The organism is Hydrogenophaga sp., assembly GCF_051860785.1.
In the GTDB taxonomy this organism is placed as follows: domain Bacteria; phylum Pseudomonadota; class Gammaproteobacteria; order Burkholderiales; family Burkholderiaceae_C; genus Hydrogenophaga.
The window spans coordinates 352308-372340 of the sequence record NZ_JBIMLB010000001.1; the positions used below are offsets into that span (position 1 = coordinate 352308).

17 protein-coding genes and 1 tRNA gene are annotated in these 20033 nt (G+C 67.6%); 9 read left to right on the forward strand and 9 right to left on the reverse strand.

Translation table 11 applies throughout. From position 1 onward, the window contains the following. Positions 1 to 31: 31 nt before the first annotated feature. Positions 32 to 1255 (reverse strand): helix-turn-helix domain-containing protein, encoded by a 1224-nt coding sequence (locus ACTIF6_RS01645; protein ID WP_439586257.1) that lies wholly within the window; start codon positions 1253 to 1255, stop codon positions 32 to 34. Between the two features lie 245 nt (positions 1256 to 1500). On the opposite strand from ACTIF6_RS01645, the gene ACTIF6_RS01650 reads away from it, so the two are divergent. After that, a complete protein-coding gene (locus ACTIF6_RS01650; protein ID WP_439586258.1) occupies positions 1501 to 3636 on the forward strand; it encodes a PQQ-dependent dehydrogenase, methanol/ethanol family in 2136 nt (711 codons plus the stop codon). Further along, positions 3614 to 5767 carry a TonB-dependent receptor family protein gene (locus ACTIF6_RS01655; protein WP_439586259.1) on the forward strand — a complete coding sequence of 718 codons (2154 nt, stop codon included), beginning with the start codon at positions 3614 to 3616 and terminating at the stop codon, positions 5765 to 5767. Before ACTIF6_RS01650 ends, ACTIF6_RS01655 begins: the two co-directional genes overlap by 23 nt. Here the strand turns inward: ACTIF6_RS01655 and ACTIF6_RS01660 are convergent, their stop codons facing one another. After that, a complete protein-coding gene (locus ACTIF6_RS01660) occupies positions 5768 to 6424 on the reverse strand; it encodes a glutathione S-transferase (RefSeq protein ID WP_439586260.1) in 657 nt (218 codons plus the stop codon). It lies immediately after the preceding gene. A gap of 94 nt (positions 6425 to 6518) precedes the next feature. Between ACTIF6_RS01660 and ACTIF6_RS01665 the strand changes: the two genes are divergently transcribed. The 3 genes from ACTIF6_RS01665 (at position 6519) to ACTIF6_RS01675 (ending at position 8908) form a co-directional block, all read left to right on the forward strand. Further along, positions 6519 to 6911 (forward strand): DUF2946 family protein, encoded by a 393-nt coding sequence (locus tag ACTIF6_RS01665; protein WP_439586261.1) that lies wholly within the window; start codon positions 6519 to 6521, stop codon positions 6909 to 6911. A gap of 91 nt (positions 6912 to 7002) precedes the next feature. Continuing rightward, on the forward strand, positions 7003 to 7491 hold the full coding sequence (locus tag ACTIF6_RS01670; RefSeq protein WP_439586262.1) for a copper chaperone PCu(A)C: 489 nt from the start codon (positions 7003 to 7005) through the stop codon (positions 7489 to 7491). A 4-nt stretch (positions 7492 to 7495) separates the two neighbouring features. Then, a complete protein-coding gene (locus ACTIF6_RS01675; RefSeq protein WP_439586263.1) occupies positions 7496 to 8908 on the forward strand; it encodes a PepSY-associated TM helix domain-containing protein in 1413 nt (470 codons plus the stop codon). Here ACTIF6_RS01675 and ACTIF6_RS01680 read toward each other — a convergent pair. Continuing rightward, positions 8829 to 9977 carry an ABC transporter ATP-binding protein gene (locus ACTIF6_RS01680; protein WP_439586264.1) on the reverse strand — a complete coding sequence of 383 codons (1149 nt, stop codon included), beginning with the start codon at positions 9975 to 9977 and terminating at the stop codon, positions 8829 to 8831. The two genes, ACTIF6_RS01675 and ACTIF6_RS01680, sit on opposite strands and share 80 nt — an antisense overlap. A gap of 77 nt (positions 9978 to 10054) precedes the next feature. On the opposite strand from ACTIF6_RS01680, the gene ACTIF6_RS01685 reads away from it, so the two are divergent. After that, entirely contained in the window at positions 10055 to 11662 is a 1608-nt protein-coding gene (locus tag ACTIF6_RS01685) for an ABC transporter permease (RefSeq protein WP_439586265.1), read from the forward strand. A 52-nt stretch (positions 11663 to 11714) separates the two neighbouring features. After that, entirely contained in the window at positions 11715 to 12155 is a 441-nt protein-coding gene (locus tag ACTIF6_RS01690; protein WP_439586266.1) for a hypothetical protein, read from the forward strand. Position 12156: 1 nt separating this feature from the next. Here the strand turns inward: ACTIF6_RS01690 and ACTIF6_RS01695 are convergent, their stop codons facing one another. After that, positions 12157 to 12588 carry a VOC family protein gene (locus ACTIF6_RS01695; RefSeq protein WP_439586267.1) on the reverse strand — a complete coding sequence of 144 codons (432 nt, stop codon included), beginning with the start codon at positions 12586 to 12588 and terminating at the stop codon, positions 12157 to 12159. A gap of 152 nt (positions 12589 to 12740) precedes the next feature. Between ACTIF6_RS01695 and ACTIF6_RS01700 the strand changes: the two genes are divergently transcribed. Then, on the forward strand, positions 12741 to 13994 hold the full coding sequence (locus ACTIF6_RS01700) for a nucleoside recognition domain-containing protein (protein WP_439586268.1): 1254 nt from the start codon (positions 12741 to 12743) through the stop codon (positions 13992 to 13994). Here ACTIF6_RS01700 and ACTIF6_RS01705 read toward each other — a convergent pair. From ACTIF6_RS01705 to ACTIF6_RS01725, 5 genes are all read right to left on the reverse strand, one after another. Continuing rightward, positions 13976 to 15418 (reverse strand): UdgX family uracil-DNA binding protein, encoded by a 1443-nt coding sequence (locus ACTIF6_RS01705; protein WP_439586269.1) that lies wholly within the window; start codon positions 15416 to 15418, stop codon positions 13976 to 13978. The two genes, ACTIF6_RS01700 and ACTIF6_RS01705, sit on opposite strands and share 19 nt — an antisense overlap. A gap of 8 nt (positions 15419 to 15426) precedes the next feature. Then, positions 15427 to 16701, reverse strand: a complete 1275-nt coding sequence (locus tag ACTIF6_RS01710) for a putative DNA modification/repair radical SAM protein (RefSeq protein WP_439586270.1) — start codon at positions 16699 to 16701, stop codon at positions 15427 to 15429. 71 nt (positions 16702 to 16772) lie between these two features. Next, positions 16773 to 17996: a putative Ig domain-containing protein gene (locus tag ACTIF6_RS01715; protein ID WP_439586271.1), complete on the reverse strand. Its 1224-nt coding sequence runs from the start codon at positions 17994 to 17996 to the stop codon at positions 16773 to 16775. Positions 17997 to 18125: 129 nt separating this feature from the next. Continuing rightward, positions 18126 to 18200, reverse strand: a tRNA-Arg gene (locus ACTIF6_RS01720). Next, entirely contained in the window at positions 18191 to 19162 is a 972-nt protein-coding gene (locus tag ACTIF6_RS01725; RefSeq protein WP_439586272.1) for a LysR family transcriptional regulator, read from the reverse strand. Before ACTIF6_RS01725 ends, ACTIF6_RS01720 begins: the two co-directional genes overlap by 10 nt. Before the next feature lie 128 nt (positions 19163 to 19290). Here ACTIF6_RS01725 and ACTIF6_RS01730 point away from each other — a divergent pair, with 128 nt between their 5' ends. Next, on the forward strand, positions 19291 to 19926 hold the full coding sequence (locus ACTIF6_RS01730) for an FMN-dependent NADH-azoreductase (protein WP_439586273.1): 636 nt from the start codon (positions 19291 to 19293) through the stop codon (positions 19924 to 19926). Positions 19927 to 20033 lie beyond the last annotated feature (107 nt).

Sequence of the window (20033 nt, forward strand, 5' to 3'; positions counted from 1 at the left end):
TTCACGCGGCGCCCGTCTGCACCGTGAGTGCCTATTCCTGAGCGGGGGGCGGGCTGCTTTTCTGCAGCCGTCGGTACAGCATCCCGCGCGACACCCCCAGTGCCCGCGCCGCCTTGGCGATGTTGCCACCGCATTGCGCCAGCGTGGTCTCGATCAGGCGCTGGCTGTGGTCCACGAGCGTGGAATGCGAGGCGGTTGCTTCGGGCTCGATGGGGGGAATGGCGGCCTGCAACTGGGCTTGCGGTGGTGGCGGCGGCGCGGATCTGGCTACGGCCACGGCGTGCTTGAAGTCGGCCCCATCGGGGGCGGTGAGTCGGCCCTTGATCCAGACGCCCAGGCCGTTGGGCAGGTGCAGCGTCTGCACCGAAGTCTGCCTGGGCAGCCCGAGCAGCCAGCCCAGCGTGGCGCCGAACACTTCTTCCACCATGAGCTGCTCCTGCAGGGCGGATCCGGTGAGGCGGCGCGCCACCGCGTTGAGCCAGAGCACGCGCCCCCTCGCGTCGATGCCGGCCAGCGCTTCCAGCGGTGTGTCCAGCAGCGTGGGGCTGGCCTGGAAGTGCAGCACGAGATGCTCTACCGATTGCAGTTGAAGCAGGCGGTTTTCGATGGTGGTGGCGTACAGACCCACCACCGAAGCGGCGTCGAAGTGGAACGGGCCCCCCTCGACGGAGATATCGAGCACCCCCGCAAGCTGGCCGTGGATGTCGTGAATGGGTGCGGCCGCACAGTGCAACCCTTGCAGGCATTGAAAGAAATGCTCGGCGCCGGCCACCGTGCAGGCCTCGCCGCTGCGCACCACGATGCCGGGCGCGGTGGTGCCGATGTGCGTTTCCGCGATGTTCACGCCCACGCGCGAGGCGGTCTTGAGCAGCGGCTGGCCGGTGGTCGGCGTCAGTTCGGTGGCGTGAATGACCACACCGTGCGCGTCGGTCAGCAGCACGCGGCAGTCGGTCCCGCTGAGGGCCGCCTCCATGTGGTTGAGTTCGTGGTTGCCGGCCTGCAGGAGCTGGCGGTTGCGGTTCAGCGTGGCGTGTGCGCGGCTGCGCGTGACCTGCTCGAAACTCACCAGCTCTCCAGGGTCCTGGTGGGCCTTGCAGCAGCGCAGCCAGGACTGGATGACCGCTTCGCCCACCAGGCCCGAGGGCCGCGCGCCTTCGTCGAAGAACTGCTGGCGTGCCAGCGCCGTGCGTTGTTCGGCGGTGCGAAAAAAGAGCTGTTGCGGCGCGTGCTGGCGTCCCGTCGATGGCTGGCGCATGGCGGTGTCCTCGCGTGGTCCGTGGGTTGTCTCCGAATGCAGTATCCGGCCCTTCGAAACTGCCGCGCATGCGGGTAAGCCCTTGGCCCTGCCCGGCATGTGTTCCACGCCGGAACACATTGGCTTAAGGGAAATCCCGAGGGTGAAACGGGGGCGCCGGAAGACGACGATTTGTCGGCCCTGCTCCTTACTGGCGGGGCACCCCACGCCAGGCCCCTTGTCATCGGGCCGCACCAGGAGACACGATGAAACCGTTCCCATTCCCCGGCACCGGGCGGCGCACGCTCGCCTGCCTTGTCACCCTGCTGGCCTTCGCGGGCAGCGCACTGGCGCAGCAAGCCCCTGCCAAGGGTTCGGCGGCGCACATCACCACCACCATCAGCAAGGTCAATGCCGCGTTCATGAAGAGCAACGCGCGCCAGACGGCCGACTGGCCCAGCTACGGTCTGGACTACGCCGAGACCCGCCACTCGAAGCTCAACCAGATCACCACCGCCAACGTGAAGGAACTGGGACTGGTCTGGTCATACAACCTCGAATCCTCGCGCGGGGTGGAGTCCACGCCGCTGGTGGTCGACGGCATCATGTACGTCACGGCCTCCTGGAGCGTCGTGCACGCGGTGAACGTTCGCACCGGCCAGCGCATCTGGACGTTTGATCCCCAGGTCTCGCGCGAGGCCGGCTACAAGGGCTGCTGCGACGTGGTGAACCGCGGCGTGGCGCTGCACGAGGGCAAGGTGTTCGTGGCGGCGTACGACGGCCGCCTGATCGCGCTCGACGCGGCCACCGGTGCCAAGGTGTGGGAGAAGGACACCATCATCGACCGCAAGTTCAGCTACACCATCACCGGTGCGCCGCGCGTCTTCAAGGGCAAGGTGATCATCGGCAACGGCGGCGCGGAGTACGGCGTGCGCGGCTACATCACCGCCTACGACGCGAAGACCGGCGATCAGAAGTGGCGCTGGTTCACCGTGCCGGGCGATCCGAGCAAGCCGTTCGAGGACGAGTCGATGGCGAAGGCCGCGAAAACCTGGGACCCGGCTGGCAAGTGGTGGGAGGCCGGCGGCGGTGGCACGGCATGGGACACCATGACCTTCGATCCCGACCTCAATCTCATGTACATCGGCACCGGCAACGGCTCGCCCTGGGCGCGCAGCAAGCGCAGCCCGGCCGGTGGTGACAACCTCTACCTCGCCTCCATCGTGGCGCTGAACCCGGACACCGGCAAGTACGTCTGGCACTACCAGCAGACCCCCGGTGACAACTGGGACTTCACCTCCACGCAGCCCATGATCCTGGCCGACATCAAGCTCGACAACAAGCCGCGCAAGGTGATCCTGCACGCGCCCAAGAACGGCTTCTTCTTCGTCATCGACCGCACCAACGGCAAGTTCATCTCGGCGAAGAATTTCGTGGAAGTGAACTGGGCCACCGGCTACGACAAGAACGGCCGCCCGATCGAGACCGCTGCCGCGCGCACGGCCGACCGCCCGCGCGAGATCATTCCCAGCGCCTTCGGTGCGCGCAACTGGCACTCCATGTCGTACAACCCCGCCACGGGACTGGTCTACATGCCGGTGCAGGGCGTGCCACTCACGCTGATGGACAACAAGGACTGGAAGTTCAACGCCGACCGCCCGGGCGAACCGCACGCGAACATGGGCTGGAACCTCGCGACCTTCGCCAACGTGGAGCCGCCCACCAGCAAGCCTTTTGGCCGGCTGGTGGCGTGGGACCCGGTGAAGCAGCAAGCCGCCTGGACCAAGGAACAGATCTCGCCCTGGAACGGGGGCACGCTCACCACCGCTGGCAATCTCGTGTTCCAGGGCACGGCCGACGGGCGCTTCATCGCCTACAACGCCACCACCGGCGAGCAACTGTGGGAGACGCCCACCGGCACTGGCGTGATCGCCGCACCTTCCACCTACCTGGTGGACGGCAAACAGTACGTGTCCATCGCGGTGGGCTGGGGCGGTGTGTACGGGCTGGCGCAGCGTGCCACCGATCGCCAGGGTCCGGGCACGGTCTACACCTTCGCCGTGGGCGGCAAGGCGCAGCCCCCGGCCTTCGTGAACTACCAGCTCGGCAAGCTCGTGGCCGGCGTCAAGTACGACCCGGCCCACGTGCCGGCGGGCACCGCGCTCTACGTGAGCAACTGCGTGTTCTGCCATGGTGTTCCGGGTGTGGACCGGGGGGGTAACATCCCCAATCTTGGGTACATGGATGCGGGCTTCATCGAGAACCTCGATAAATTCGTGTTCAACGGCCCGGCCCAGGCACGCGGAATGCCGGACTTCACCGGAAAACTCACACCCGACGATGTCCAGAAAATCAAGGCTTTCATTCAAGGTACGGCCGATGCCATTCGGCCGAAGAACTAGAGGAGCATGTCTCGTCCTGCTCGCGGCCAGTGGTGGCGGCGTTCACGCACAGGCTCCTGAACGCTCGGACACCACCGGCGCGCTGGCGCCGGTGGTCGTCACCGGTGAGAGCGCCTGGCAACAGAGTTGGCGCTCGCCAGGCTCGGTGGAGGTGATCGATGGCGAGGAGCTGCGCGCTGGCCAGTTGCAGATCAACCTCTCAGAAGGTCTGGGCCGTGTACCGGGGCTGGTGGTGCGCAACCGTCAGAACTACGCGCAAGATTTACAAATTTCGGTGCGCGGCTATGGCGCGCGCGCGCCATTCGGTGTGCGCGGCGTTCGCCTTTATGTGGACGGCATCCCCGCCAGTGCGCCCGACGGGCAGGGCCAGGCGGCGAACTTTCCGCTGGGCAGCGCCGAACGCATCGAGGTGATCCGGGGTCCGTTCTCCGCGCTGTACGGCGCATCGGCCGGCGGTGCGATCGCGCTCTACACGCAGGATGGGCAGCGCCCCACCGAATGGCGCACGGGTCTGGCCACCGGCACCAATGGCCTGTGGCGACTGTCCACGCAACTCAGTGGGCGAACGGGCAGCAGCGAGGCCGAGCCTGGCTGGGGCTACACGCTGGACGTGGGGAAGTTCGCCACCGGCGGCGAGCGCGTGCAGTCCGCCGCCTCGCGCGCCAGCGGCAACCTCAAGCTCACGCGCACCCACGAGGGCGGGCGCAGCGTGCTGGTTTTCAACCGCCAGACCAGCGCCGCGCAGGATCCATTGGGCCTCACACGCGCCGAGTTCGACGCCGACCCCGGCCAGACCACGGCAGCGGCCACGCAGTTCGACACGCGCAAGACGGTTTCACAAACCCAACTCGGTCTGGCCTGGGAACAGGCACTGGGGCAAGGCCACCGCATTGAACTCATGGGCTACGGCGGGCAGCGCGGCGTGCGGCAGTTCCAGGCCATTCCCACCGGCGCCCAGACACCGCCCGGCAGTGCGGGCGGCGTGATCGACCTGGCGCGCGATTACTGGGGCTGGAACGCACGCTGGCGCCTGGACCGCAGTTACGACAGCGGCCAGCGGCTCACCGTGAGCGCTGGTCTGGCATTGGACCGCCAGAGCGAGGTGCGCCGGGGTTATGAGAATTTCATCGGCCCCACGCTGGGCGTGGTGGGCAACCTGCGCCGCGACGAGACCAATCGCGCGAGCACGCTCGATCCGTATGTGCAGGCTGAGTGGCGCACCGATGCCACCACGCTCACCGCCGGCCTGCGGCATTCCAGCGTGCGCTTCACCTCCGCAGACCGCTACATCGCGGCAGGCAATCCGGACGACAGTGGCAGCGTGCGCTTCGACGGCTTCAGCCCTGTGCTCGGTGTGCGCCGCGAGATCACGCCGCAGTTGCAGGCCTTCGCCAGTGTGGGGCGGGGCCTGGAGACGCCCACGCTGAATGAGGTTGCCTACCGCGCCTCAGGCCTCACGGGTCTGAACCCCGCGCTCAATGCCTCGCGCAGCCTCAGCGCCGAGTGGGGTTTGCGCGGACGCCAGGGTTGGGGCACCTGGAGCGCCACGCTGTTCGAGACGCGCACGCGCGACGAGATCGTGGTGCTCTCCAACACCGGTGGGCGGTCCACCTTCCAGAACGCGGGGCGCACGCGCCGCCATGGCTTCGAACTGGCCGGCCTGCTGCAGTGGGGCCAGTTCACGGTCACTCCGGCCTACACCTGGATGGACGCGCGCTACCGCGATGGTTTCCTTACCTGCACGGCTTCGCCTTGCGCTACGCCCACCGTGCCGGTGGCCGCCGGCAATCGCATGCCAGGGCTGGCTAGGCAACAGGCGTTTCTGCAGGTGGCGTGGGAGCCCGGCTGGGCGGGCAGTGTGTTCACGCTGGAGGCCACGCACACCGGGCGCATGGCGGTGAACGACCGCAACACCGACTTCGCCGAAGCCAGCACCTTGTTCAACCTGGGCGTGCGATTCGAGCAGGTGCGCGGTGACTGGACCTGGCGCCAGTTCCTGCGCATCGACAACCTCACCGACCGCGCGCACGCCGGCTCGGTGATCGTCAACGAAGGCAACTCTCGCTTTTTCGAACCTGGCGCGCGGCGCTCGGTGTTCGTGGGCGTGGAACTGGTGCGGCGCTTTCCCTGATCAGGCCTTGGCCTTGTCCCTCGCGCGCTGCAGCATCACTTCGGTGTTCACCTTGCGGTCCGCATTCACCTTCTGCACCGTAGCGCGCTCGCCCACTGTCTTCAGGTACTCACGCACTGGCAGTTCGGCCATGTAGTCGCGCCCGTAGATGATCTTGGTGGCGCTGGCCACCAGTGGCAGGTGCACAGCCGCCGCGCAGTCGGCGAGCGTGAACTGGTTGCCCGCGACGAAAGGCGAGAACTTCGCGATGCGGGCGAAGGCGGCGATGTTCTTCTCGAGCTGCTGGCCGATCTTTTCCTTCGCCGACTCGCTCACCTTGCCGCCGAAGAAGGCCTCCGGGTACAGGTTGCGAGCCACCAGCTCCAGGTGCAGTTCGATGTAGCGCAGCAGTTCGCGCACCTTGGCCGCCTCGAAGGCATCCCTGGGCATCAGTGGGGTTTGCGGGTAGGCGTCTTCCACGTACTCCAGGATCACGGTGGACTCCGACATCGGGCCACGGTCGGTCTTGAGGTAGGGCACCTTGCCCAGTGGGCTGCAGCCGATGTCGGTCTCGCCGACCCAGTCCAGTTCCTCTTCGAACGTCACGCCTTTTTCCAGCAGCGCGAGTTTGACCTTGTTGTAGTAGTTGCTGGCCGAGAAGCCGCATAGGATGAGCATGGGTATCTCCTGGGGTGGTGTTGTGATTCGATGCTAGCCGCGCGCGCTCTGTCTGGACGTCCCGCAGTTGACCCGCTGATAAACTTGCGCGCTCATGCCGCTGTCCCCCCTCAACCGTTTCACCCGCCGATTCGCCGCCTGGCTGGCCATGCTTGCCATGCTGCTGGGGTCGCTCGCGCCCGCCGTGGCGCAGGCGGTGGTGGCTTCGCAAGGTGGTGCGGGCTGGGTGCAGGTCTGCAGCGCCAGCGGCATGGTGTGGGTGAAGGCCGATGGGCTGGAAGATCCTGCTGCTGGCAAACCCATGGCCGATGCCTCGCGGCACTGCCCGTGGTGCAGCTTGCAAGGGTCTGCCGGTCTGTCACCCTGGATCGGGTCGACGTCGTTTGCGCTGTCCATGCCGGCCGGGTTGCCGCAGGCGCGTTTTCAATCGGCCATCCCCGCGCCTCCGTGGCCCGCCGCGCTGTCGCGCGCGCCGCCCCGGGTCTAGCGAACCGCGCGGCGTTTTCGCTGCGCTGTCTCTCGTGCCCCCGCTGCTTCGCGGCCCGGGCCATGCCCTCCCTCATTCGCTGGATTCCGCCATGAAAAAAGTTCTCATCGCCTCCCTGCTGGCCCTCACCGCCAGCGCCTGGGCACAAGCCCCTGCCAACGTCGAAGTCAAAGATCCCTGGGTGCGCGCTACCGTGGCCCAGCAGAAGGCCACCGGTGCTTTCATGCAACTCACCGCAAAAGCCGACACACGTCTGGTGGCGGTGAAGTCTCCTGTCGCTGGCGTGGTCGAAGTCCACGAAATGGCCATGGAGAAGGACGTGATGAAAATGCGCGCCCTCACCGCCGGCCTGAGCCTTCCCGCAGGCAAACCGGTCGAACTCAAGCCGGGCAGCTACCACGTGATGCTGATGGACTTGAAGGGACCCGTGAAGGCGGGCGACGTGGTGCCTGTGACGCTGGTCTTTGAAGGCCAGGACGGCAAGCGCGAGACGCTGGAGGTGAAGGCCACGGCTCGCCCATTGGGCGGTGCTGGTGGCGCCGCCTCTGCCCCGGCCGACCACGGCAAACACAAGCACTGAGGTCATGGCCGCCGTCGAACGCGCGTCCCGTCAGGACGCGGGCACAAGGCCGTCCGCCGCCTCAGCCTTTCACGCGATCGCCTGGCGCTGGCATTTCTACGCCGGGCTCTACGTGGTGCCTTTCCTCCTCATGCTCTCGGTCACCGGTGCCGTCATGGTGTTCTTCACCGGCTTCCAGACGCGGCTCGGGCCAGTGGTCAGTGTCACCCGGCAGGCGCTCACTCAGCCGGTGGGCGTGCAGGCGCAAGCCGTGATGGAGCTGCGATCGGATGGCGCGTTGCTCGAATACGTGGCCCCGCGCGCGGTGAATGAGGCGAGCTGGTTCGTGGTGGCGCGCGATGGCCTCACGGAAGCAGTGGCGGTGGATCCGTACACCGCCCGCGTGCTGCACCTGGTCGACAAGGACAACACCGTTTTTGCCTGGGCCCAACGCATCCATGGCACCCTGCTCATGGGCGATGTGGGAGATCGCCTGATCGAGATCGCCGCTGGTTTCGGCGTGGTGATGATCGTCACCGGGCTCTACCTCTGGTGGCCACGCGGCGGCACGCGCTGGGGACAGGTGCTTGTGCCGGATCTGCGGTTGAAAGGCCGACTCTGGTGGCGCTCGTTGCACGGCAGCGTGGGCTTCTGGATCAGTGCGGTGCTGCTCACCTTCCTGCTCACGGGCCTGTCCTGGTCCGGCATCTGGGGCGGCAAGATCGTGCAACCCTGGGGCTCGTTTCCGGCAGAGAAGTGGGGCGAAGCGCTCAAGTCCGACGCCACGCATGGCAGCCTGAACCCGAAGGGACAGCACGAAGTGCCCTGGGGTCTGGAGCAGACGCCGCTGCCGGCCTCCGGCTCGGCTTCGGGCGCGGTGGGTGTGCCTTTGGGCCAGCCGGTGAATGTCGACACCGTGGCGACGCTCGCGAAGCAACTTGGTTTCGACGGCCAGCACCACATCCAGTTGCCGCAGAGCGAATCCGGTGTGTTCACCATCTCGGCCGACACCATGAGCGGTGACCTGCGCAACCCCACGCGCGATCGCACCGTGCATGTGGACCGGTTTACCGGGCGCGTCATCGCCGAGGTGGCGTTTGCAGACTACTCGCCCATGGCCAAAGGCATGGCTGTGGGCATCGCCTTTCACCAGGGTGACATGGGACTCTGGAACGCCACACTCAATTTGCTGTTCTGCACGTGCGTCGCATTCCTGTGCGTCAGCGGCATGGTGATGTGGTGGAAGCGCCGGCCCGCTCGCAGCGGCTGGCGCGTGGTGGCTCCGCCTGCGCCGCGCAACCTACCGCTGTGGAAGGGCGGCGCCGTGGTGATGTGTACGGTGGCGCTGGCGTTCCCGCTCACGGGTGCAGTGTTGCTGGCCGTGCTGCTGCTGGATGGGCTGGTGGTGTCGCGCTGGCCTGGGCGGGTGGCGAGTTAGCGCCCGATCCGCGTTCGAAAGTGACCACGTGGTCGACCTCGGCGCGGATGCCGATCCACTCGCCCACGGCGTGGTTGTGGTGTGAGGGCACGTGCGTCATGAGCACTTCGCCACTGGCCAGGCGCAGCGTGTAGAGGAACTCGGAACCCCGGAACGCCTTGCGCAGGATCTGCGCCTTCACCGGTGCATCGTCGTCGTGCACGATGTCGTCTGCGCGCAGCAGCACGTCGCACAGGCCGGCTTCGTAGGCTGAAGGCAGCGGGCATTCCTCCACGTCGTGCAGCGGACCCAGCGGCGTCTGCACGGACACCTGGTCGCCGCTCATCTGGATCTGGGCCGGCGCGAACACACCGTGTCCGATGAACTCCGCCACGAAACGCGTGGCCGGTCGGTGGTAGAGCGCGTAGGCGTCTTCCCACTGGTGCAGGTGACCTTCGTGCATCACGCCGATCACGTCGCCAATGGCAAAGGCCTCCAGCTGGTCGTGCGTGACGAAGAGGGCGGTGGCGCCGGCCGCTTTCAGGATGCCGCGCACCTCGTGCGCAAGCCGCTCGCGCAGGTCCACGTCGAGGTTGGAGAAGGGCTCGTCGAGCAGCAGCAGACGCGGGCGCGGTGCCAGTGCGCGCGCCAGCGCCACGCGCTGTTGCTGCCCGCCCGACAGCTCGTGCGGGTAACGCGTTTCCATGCCGGCCAGCCCCACCAGGCGCAGCACCTCGGCCACGCGTTCCTCGCGCTCGGCGCGCGGCAACCTCTCGATGCCGAACGCGATGTTGCGACCCACGTCAAGGTGCGGGAACAGCGCGTAGTCCTGGAACACCATGCCGATGCGGCGCTGTTCGGCCGGCATATGTTGCTGGCCGTCGCTCACGGTTTCACCGTCCAGCACGATGCTGCCGCTGCTGGCGCGCTCGAGCCCGGCCACGGCGCGCAACAGCGTGGTCTTGCCGCAGCCCGAAGGGCCAATGAGCACGCCAATGTCACCCGCGCGCAAGCCGAGCGAGACACCATCCACGGCCGCCTGCGGCAGGCCGGCATAGCGCACGCTGAGTTGGGAGACGTTCAGGAACATGAGAAGGGCATTGTAGATAACTACAATTCTCATTTGTGTTGACGTGGGTCACAGGCCCTCCATCGAAACCCTTGCCCATGCAACGTTGGTTGGCCCCGATCCTCTTGATCCTGCTTGCCCTGGCGCTCACCCTGCCGGTGCTGGCGCTGGGCGCTTCGTGGCTCCAGTTCGACGCCGCGGCGCGCGACGTGCTCGGCCAGATGGCCCAGACCGTGCTGCCAGAGTACGCGCTCACCACCTTGCTGCTGTGCGTGAGCGTGGCGATCGGCGTGGCCCTGGTGGGCATGGCCACGGCGAGCATGGTCACCCTTTTCGAATTTCCAGGCCGCCGCTTCTTCGAATGGGCGCTGCTGCTGCCGCTGGCCATGCCGGCCTACGTGGTGGCCTACGCCTACACCGATTTCCTGCAGTTCAGCGGGCCTTTGCAGGTGTGGCTGCGCGAGAGCTTCGGCCTCACCGGCCGCGTGTTCCCCGAGATCCGCAACACACCGGGCGCGGTCTGGGTGTTCACGTTCTCGCTGTATCCCTACGTGTACCTGCTCGCGCGCACTGCTTTGGCCGAGCGCGCGGCGCAGTTGATGGAAGCGGCGCGGCTGCTCGGCGCCCCGCTGGCGCGCCGCATCCGCGAGGTGGCTCTGCCGCTGGCGCGCCCCGCCGTGGCCGCTGGCGTGGCGCTGGCGCTCATGGAGACGCTCGCCGATTTCGGCGTCGTCAGCTACTTCGGCGTGCAGACCTTCACCGCCGGCATCTACAAGGCCTGGCTCGCCATGGACAACCGCGCCGCGGCCGCGCAACTCGCCACCATGCTGCTGGCGGTGGTCGCGCTGTTGCTGTGGCTGGAGTTCCGCGCACAGCGCCGCCTGCGCTTTGCCACGCTGCGCGGCCAGCGCGCCGGCAGCGCCGAGGCCCAGCCGGTGCGCCTGCGCGGAAGCCGGGCCTCATGGGCCGTGGCCGTGTGCGCGTTGCCCATCGTGTTCGGCTTCGTGCTGCCCGTGCTGTTCATGCTGCGCCCGCTGATTGGCGGCTGGGACTCGCTGCCCTGGACCGCGTTCCTGCAATGGTCGCGCAACAGCGTGTGGCTGGCTGGTCTGGCCGCGGCGTTGGCCACCGGCATCGCGCTGGCGCTGGCGTTTGCGCAGCGCGCGCGGCCTGGTCCGCTCACGCGCGGCGTGGCGCAGCTCGCCAGCCTGGGGTATGCCGTGCCCGGCGCGGTCATCGTGGTGGGCATCCTGCTGCCGGTGGGCTGGCTGCAGGCAGTCAAGCCCGACACCACGGTCGGTTACTTCGTTACGGCCACGGTGCTCGGTATCGTGTGGGCGTACCTCGTGCGGTTCACGGCGGTGGCCCTGCAGTCGGTGCAGAGCGGCTATACGCGCATCCCGGCCAGCCTCGACGACTCCGCCCGCATGCTGGGCACCACTGGACTCGGCCTGGCCGTGCGCGTGCACTGGCCGCTGCTGCGGCGCTCCACCGCCGCCGCCGCGCTGCTGGTGTTCGTGGACGTGATGAAGGAACTGCCGGCCACCCTGGTGCTGCGCCCCTTCAACAGCGACACACTGGCCGTGGTCACCTTCCAGCTGGCGCGCGACGAGCGCCTGGGCGAGGCCGCGTTGCCAGCGCTCACGCTGGTGCTGGTGGGCCTGGTGCCGGTGATCCTGCTCAGCCGGACTTTGCGACAGCGGTAAGCGGTCGTTGCATCGGCTTGTGCCGTGCAGGGCGTGCTGTTGTAATGCCCCGATGAAAAATTCCATCGAAGCCCGCCGCCGGTTCCTCTCGCTGGCCGCCGTCAGCAGTGTCGGCGCCCTCATCGCTGGTTGCTCCGTCCGGCCGCCCCTGCCGGGCCAGGCCCCTGCGAGTCCCGCCTACAAGCGCGAAGCCGCCGCGCACCTCTACCGCAAGTACCCCGAGCGCATCCACCAGGGCAAGCTGCCGCCGATGCTCTACGCCATTGGCGTGCTCGAGGTCGAGGTGTTGCCGGGCGGGCGCGTGGGCGCCACGCGCTGGCTGCGCGGCCCGAGCCATGCGCCCGAAGTGATGGCCGAGATCGAGCGCCTGGTGCGCGCGGCGGCGCCGTTTCCCTCACCCGGCGGCTTCGGCCGGGTGCAGTATGTCGACACCTGGCTGTGGGATCGCAGCGGGCGTTTCCAGCTTGACACGCTGACCGAAGGTCAGCTCTGATTCAGCGGGCGGGCATTTCACGCGGCCCGCCATTCACGCCCCAGGGCGTGCCGAAGCGGTCGGTGACCATGCCGAAGGTGTCGGCCCAGAAGGTCTCGGCCAGCGGCATGCCGACTTTGCCGCCTTCGGCCAGGGCGTTGAACACGCGCGTGGCTTCGGCCGTGGTGGGGTAGGTGATGGCCATCATGCAGCCCTGGATGCCCTGAAACGGCACGCCGGGTGGCGCGTCGCCGGCCATGATGGCGAAATCGGGGTGCACCAGGTAGGCGTGCATGATGCGATCGGCCTGGTCAGCGGGCACCGGTTCGCCGCCAGGCATTTCGCCATAGGTGATGAGGGCTTCCAGCTTGGCGCCAAGCACCTTCGCGTAGAACTTCATGGCTTCGGCGCAATTGCCGTCGTAGGACAGGTAGGCAGATAGCTGGACTGACATGGACATCTCCTGAGAAGTTGAAAAAACCGGACATCCACATGCCCGGTTGCTCTGTTGGCATGGGTACGATGAAGCTTGCGCCCGCTTTTCGACATCGCCCCCAGACCACGCGACAGATGGTTGGCATGTGCCAGCGGCTACCATCGCACCCCATGGCGCTGAACTGGGTCTGGATCGGTTTTTTCACCGTGGCGTTCGCCACCGCCGTAACGCGCTGGCTGCTCGGCGAACACGGCATCCTGCAAGCCTTGATGATGGCGATGTTCGACGGCGCGCGATCGGGCTTCGAGATTTCGCTCGGACTGGCCGGCGTGATGGCACTCTGGCTCGGGCTCATGCGCGTGGGCGAACGCGCCGGAATGATCGAACTGCTCGCGCGCCTGGCCGGTCCGCTGCTGCGGCGCCTGTTCCCCGAGGTGCCGCAGGGTCACCCGGCGCAGGGTGCCATGACCATGAACATGTCGGCCAACCTGCTGGGCCTGGACAACGCGGCCACACCACTGGGCCTCAAGGCCATGCGCGAATTGCAGACGCTCAACACCGAACCGCAGGGCACCGCCAGCCATGCGCAGATCATGTTCGTGGTGATGAACACGGCCGGTCTCACGCTGATCCCGACCTCGGTGATCGCCATCCGCCAGAGCATCGCGCTCAAGCAGGGACTCGGGGCGAACTTCAACGCGGCGGACATCTTCCTGCCCACGCTGCTGGTGACCTTCACCGCGCTGCTGGCGGGCGTGCTGGCGGTGGCGGTGTGCCAGCGCCTGCCGCTGTGGCGCGCGCGTTTCCTGTTGCCGGTGCTGGCGGTGGGCGGCCTGCTGGCCGCCGCCGTGACCGCGCTCTCGCGGTTGCCGGCCGAGCAGGCCGCGCGCGTGGCCGGCACCACAGGTGCGGCCGTCATCCTGGGCGTGGTGATGCTCTTCGTGCTGGCCGGCGCGTGGCGGCGCATCAATGTGTACGACGCCTTCATCGAAGGCGCCAAGGAAGGTTTTGGTGTGGCGATCCAGATCGTGCCCTACCTCATCGCCATCCTCATTGCCATTGGCGTGTTCCGCGCCGCCGGCTGCATGGATTTCCTGCTCTCGGGCATCGGTGCGGCCGTGGCGGCCATGGGATGGAACACCGATTTCCTGCCGGCGCTGCCCGTGGGCTTGATGAAGATCCTCTCGGGCGCGGGCGCGCGCGGACTGATGATCGACGTGATGCAGACGCACGGCGTGGACTCGTTCGCCGGGCGCCTGGCGGCCATCGTGCAGGGCTCGACCGAGACCACCTTCTATGTGCTTGCGGTGTACTTCGGCAGCGTGGGCATCCAGCACGCGCGCTACGCGCTCGCGTGCGCGCTGTTCGCCGACGCCGTGGGTCTGGCGATGGCGATCGGCGTCGGCTACGCGATGTTGCGCTGAAGCGCCGGGCGCATGGCCTCCACCCAGGCTTCGAACGGCGGTGCGCCCGATTCGGCGCGGCGCAGCACCGCGGCAGGGTGGTGCACCACCCACACCGGCACGCCGTCATGGCGCCGCCACCACGCACCCAGGCACTGCGCTACCCCCACGCCGCGTCCGAGCACGCTGGCCGCCGCGGTGGCGCCCAGTGCCAGGATGGCCTGCGGCGCCACGAGCCGGATTTCCGCTTCCAGCCACTGCGCACACGCTTCGGCTTCGCGCTGACCGGGCGTCTTGTGCAGGCGGCGCTTGCCGCGCGCCAGGAAATGGAAGTGCTTGACCGCGTTGGTGAGGTAGAGCTGGTCGGTGGGCCAGCCGAGCTCGGCGATCGCCCGCCGCAACAGAGCCCCAGCCGGTCCCACGAACGGACGGCCCGCCAGGTCTTCCTGGTCGCCGGGTTGTTCGCCCACGATCATGAGGCGGGCGCCCACCGGGCCTTCACCCCAGACCGTCTGCGTGGCGGCCGAGGCCATCGGGCAATCGGTGCAATGGCGTGCGCGCCGGCCCAGGTCGTCCAATTGTTCCTGTGGGGTGCGGGGCACCCGAGCGGCCAGCGCAGGCACGTTGATCGGCAAGCGCCGCTGCGATTCGCTGGCCTGCGCCACCATGCGCGCGCTTCGCGCCGGCGCATCCTGCAGCAACCCGGTGATGGCCTGCGTCTCCGGCAGATTGCGCCAGTAGCGGCGCGGCATCTCGCGCAGCATGGCAGCGGTCTTCACGCGCGAGGGGTTGAAGATGCTGCGGTAGTAGTCCAGCCACAGCGCCTCGCCGGCATCCGGTGGAGGCGCCTGCGCACGGTCGACGCCGGGCGTGAATTCGAGGCCTTCGCGGTTCCAGTGCACGCACAACGCGGGCGTGAGGATGGCCCAGCGCATGGCAGCAAAACGCTTTGCAAAAAACGGCGCGGCGGCCCGCACGATGTGATGCACCGGTTCGAACCAGGCCACATAGCGCACCTCGCCATCGCCTTCCTCTATCTGGCGAAAGCGCACGAAGGCGTGCATCTTGTGGATCTCGCGCCTCACCTCGCGCGCCATGCGCTCCAGGGCCAGGCGCCTCGGGTCCAGCGCATCGCGCCAGCGGCGTGGATCGTTCGCCAGGTCGATGGCCAGTTCGTGCAGGCGCTGAAAACGATCGGGATGCGCGTGCATCGCCACTGTCTCGGCCAGCGGCACGAAGCCGGCAGGCAGGCGGCGCAAGGCCCGCAGTGGCACCGCTTCCGGTGGTGGCGCGGGTGCCGTGGCCTCGCCGAGCAGATCACCCTGCGCCGGTTCGCCTTCGGTCCACACCACTTCGTCCGGCGCAGCGCCGCAGGTCAGCAGCGCCGAGAGCGCGCGCAGTGCAGCGGGCACTTCGTTGGACTGGAACTCGACCTGCCAGCGCATGGCGATCCTCACGCGCTGGAGGCTTCAAACAAATCGGGCTGGGCCATCGGAGATGGCGCGTCGGGCGACACCGGAGAGAGCAACGCGGCGCCCGGCCGGTGATCGGGCAGGTGCACGAAGTCCAGCGCCTTGCGCCCTGCACTGCCCAGGCGTTCCAGGTCGGCGCGCCGCACCTGGCGCACGCGCCGCGCATCCAGCAGGCGCTGCACCGAGCGCACGCCCAGGCCCGGCACACGCAGCAAGGTCTCGCGCGGGGCGCGGTTCACGTCCACGGGAAACAGCTCGGGATGCGCCAGCGCCCATGCCAGCTTGGGGTCCATGGTCATCGACAGCATGCCGCCGGGCAGCACGAGCTCGGTGGCGTCGAAGCCGTAGAAGCGCATCAGCCAGTCCGCCTGGTAAAGGCGGTGCTCGCGCACCAGAGGCGCGGCCTGGCCGGGCAGCCTGGCGCTGGCGTGCGGGATCGGGCTGAAGGCCGAGTAGTAGACGCGCTTGAGCCGGTAGCCCGCGTACAGCGCGGCGCTGGTCTGCAGGATGCAGCGGTCGTCCGACGTGTCGGCGCCGACGATCATCTGCGTGCTCTGGCCGGCCGGCGCAAAGCGCGGCGGCGCGGCGCCGGTGCCGCGCTGGCCGGGCAGGGAGCGAATCTGCTCGGCCTGCGCTTTCTGTTCGCACGCCTCGTCCAGCTTCAAACGGATGCCCGCCATCGATTGCCGGATCTGCTGGCTGCTCTTGCCGGGCGCGAGCGCGTCGAGCGCCGCCTGGCTGGGCAGCTCGATGTTGATGCTCAGGCGATCGGCGAAGCGCCCCGCCTGGGCGAGCAGGGCTTCATCGGCATCGGGAATGGTCTTCAGGTGGATGTAGCCGCGAAAGCCGTGCACCTCGCGCAACTGGCGCGCCACGGCCACGAGCTGCTCCATGGTGTAGTCGGGCGAGCGGATGATGCCCGAGCTGAGGAACAGGCCCTCGATGACGTTGCGCCGGTAGAAATCGAGCGTGAGCCGGACCACCTCGTCGACCGAGAACCGCGCTCGCTCGACGTCGCTGGACACGCGGTTGACGCAGTAGAGGCAGTCGTAGACGCACCAGTTGGTGAGCAGGATCTTCAGCAGCGAGATGCAGCGGCCGTCCGGCGCATAGCTGTGGCAGATGCCCATGCCCTCGTTCGAGCCGATGCCCTTCTGGTCGCTCGAGTCGCGCCGTGTGCCGCCGCTGGAGGCGCACGACGCGTCGTACTTGGCGGCATCGGCCAGGATGCGGAGCTTGCGCGACACGGTGTTCATACTGTAAGCATATACAGTATTTTCGTGCGCGCCACAGGGCGCCCGGTAGCCTTACCCGGGTGGCGGGTTTTTCAGAACACAGCCAGGCTCAGGTAGGTCGACGTGGTCCAGGTCACGCCCTGGTTGGTGTGCACGATGTCGATGGAGCAGCCGAAGTTGCCCCGGTCTGTCGGCGTGCCCGACAGCGTGCCTGTGGCTGGATCGATCGAGAGGCCCGTGGGCAGCCAGCAATAACCCGGTTGCTGGCTGAACACGCGGGTGGCGCCAGGCTGCAGAGGCACGGGGCTGTGCAGCGTCATGGTGGGCGAAAGGCTGAAAGGAACACCGAAAGAGGTGTTGCCGGCCTCGTAGCTGTAGGACACCGGAGAACGGATCCAGAGATTCAGGGAGCCTTGCGTCGGTGCGCTCACGCCGCCCTGGTTCAGCGTCGCCTGCAGCGCATGGGCGCTGACGACGGTCTGGAGCTGGGTGGCCGTTCCACTGATCACGCCCGCGTCGTCGACGGTGAGCCCGGCTGGCAATGCTGGCGAGAGACTTGCGCCCGAGATGGTTGCGTCCGGGAGGTGCACGCCAATGATCTGCGGCGCCAGGGAGAAGGGCTGGCTCAACCAGGCGGTGGACGCGCTGCTGGGGTAGCCCAGGGTGGGCACGTTCACGTTCACCGAGTAGCTGGTGGCGTAGGTCTGGAAGGTGCCGAACTGGGTTTGCAGACTGGCCTGAATCTGGGCTGAATAGCTGCCGCCCGTTTGCGTCGTACCGGACACGCGGCCGCTGACCGGGTCGAGCGTCAGGCCCGGCGGCAGGCTGCCACCAGTGAGGCTGTAGCTCCAGCTCATGGACAGGTCGGGTGCGGCGGTCCAGTTCGTTGGCCTGGGATCGTCGTTCACCAGGGTGCCGATGGGCAGGGCGCCGAGGAAGAGCCGCTCGGGGTACCAAAGCCCAGGACCGTTGACCAGGACTTCGGCACCCACGTCGATGGTGTTGATCACTCGGTCTGCACCGACCCTGACGGTGATCCAGGTGCGGGTGGCCTCGGTGGCGCGTCCCGTGATGGTGCAGTTGCTGTTCAGCTGAAGACCGGCAGGCAGACCGCCGTTGACCAGCGAACACCGGGGGACATAGCTCTGGAAGCCGGCCATCGCCGGTGTGATCGTGACTTGCTGGTACAGGGACACCGCATCCATGGGGTACGTGACCGTCACGTACAGGGGCTCGACCACATCATCCCCTCCGCCTCCGCCACAGCCAGCCAACGCAAGCACGCCCAACAGCATGCAACCCAACGCTTTTTGCATGAACGTCCCCAATCCTCGTGAAGCCACGAAGTTCGTGGCGGTCAAATGTACAAAAATGTAACCTGAGTTAATTGTTGTACGAAAACCAGAGGATATGGGGGTGGGGGTGTCTCGCAGGCGGCAGGTGGCTGGTACCACCAACAGGAATCGAACCTGTATCTAGCGCTTAGGAGGCGCTCGTTCTATCCATTGAACTATGGCGGCGAAAAAGAGCCCGCATTGTACGGGGGCACCTCGGGGCGCAAGGCGGCGGGCAGGCGCAGCATGTTGCCGCAGACCGGCACGTATTCGCCCAGGAAATCCAGAAAGCTGCGCACCGCGGGCGACAGGCCCCGGCGCGAGGGAAACACCGCGTGCACCACGCCCACCGGCCGCGTCCATTCGGGCAGCAGTTGCACCAGGCGGCCGTCGCGCAGTTCCTCCTCGCACATGTAGTCGGGCAATGAGCACATGCCGGAGCCGCCAAGCACCGCGAGCTTGAGGGTGAGCAGGTCGTCGGCGATCAGGCGGGGGCGCTGTTGCAGCACTGCCTGGTGTCCGCTGCTGTGGGTGAGCTGGATGCTGACCACGCCGTCGGTGGCCGACATGGCCACGCTGTCGAGCCGGCTCGCTTCCTCCACGGTCGTGGGCGTGCCCTGGCGTTCGAGCAGCCGGGGGCTGGCCACCAGCACGGAGCGCGCCTCGTCCAGGCGCTTGATCACCAGGCTGCCGCTTTCCTCCAGCGTGAGGCGCACGCGCAGTGCCACATCCACGCCTTCCTCCACCAGGTCCACCACGCGGTTGTTCACCTCCATGTCCACCTGCACCTGCGGGTGCCGCGCCAGGTAGATCGGCAGCACGTCGCCCAGCACGGTCTGCGCGAGCGTCACGGGGCAGACCACGCGGATCGTGCCGCGCGGTTCGGTCTGCACCTCGGCCACCGCGTCGGCTGCGGCCTGGGCCGATTCGCGCAGCGCCAGGCAATGGCGCAGGTAGGTCTCGCCGATGGCGGTGAGCGAGAGCTTGCGCGTGGTGCGCTGCAGCAGGCGCACGCCCAGTTGCGCTTCGAGTTCGGCTACGCGGCGCGACAGGCGCGACTTGGGCACCCCCAGCGCCCGGCCCGCCGCCGCGAAGCCGCCGCGCTCCACCACCTCGGCGAAGAAGAGCATGTCATTGAGGTCCTGCATGGCGCGGCTCCTGATTGTCCTGTTGATGGAACGATGTGACGCAATTCTGCCGTCTTATCACCCAATCGATACGAAATCACAATCTATTCATGGCCACAGATGTGGCTTTCAACCTCAGGAGCCTTTTCATGAAACTGCTGCACATCGATTCCTCCGTCACCGGCGACCAGTCGGTGTCCCGCGAACTCACCGCCCGGACCGTGGCCGCGTGGGTGGCCGCCCACCCCGGCACGCAAGTCGAGCGCCTGGACCTGGCCGCCGACGTGGTGCCCCATTTGGGCGCCGACGCGCTGGGCTTTCGCACCGGCCAGGCCGCTGCGACCGAAACGCAGCGCAGCGAGAACGCGCTTTCCGAAAAACTGGTGAGCCAGTTCCTGGCGGCCGACGTGGTCGTGATCGGCGCGCCGCTCTACAACTTCACCGTCCCGACCCAGCTCAAGGCCTGGATCGACCGCCTGGCCCAGGCCGGCCGCACCTTCAAGTACACCGACAAGGGCGCCGTGGGCCTGGCCGGCGGCAAGACCGTCATCGTGGGCCTGAGCCGCGGCGGCGTCTATTCCACCAGCGAAGGTGGCCGCGCCATGGAACACCAGGAAAGCTACCTGCAGACCATCTTCGGTTTCATGGGCATCACCGACGTGCGCTTCGTGCGCGCCGAAGGCGTGGGCCTGGGTCCTGAGGCCAAGGCCAAGGCCATGGAAGCGGCCGAAGGCGACATCCGCACCCACGCCGCCAACCAGCCGGCCGTCGCCCTGGCCGCTTGAGGCCTTTCCGGAGCGTGAGGCTCCGGCCCAGAAACACCGCGGAACCGGCTTTGCCGGGCCGCAGGTGTTGCCCCCTGAAAGGGGGTGACGCGCCGCAGGCGCGGCGC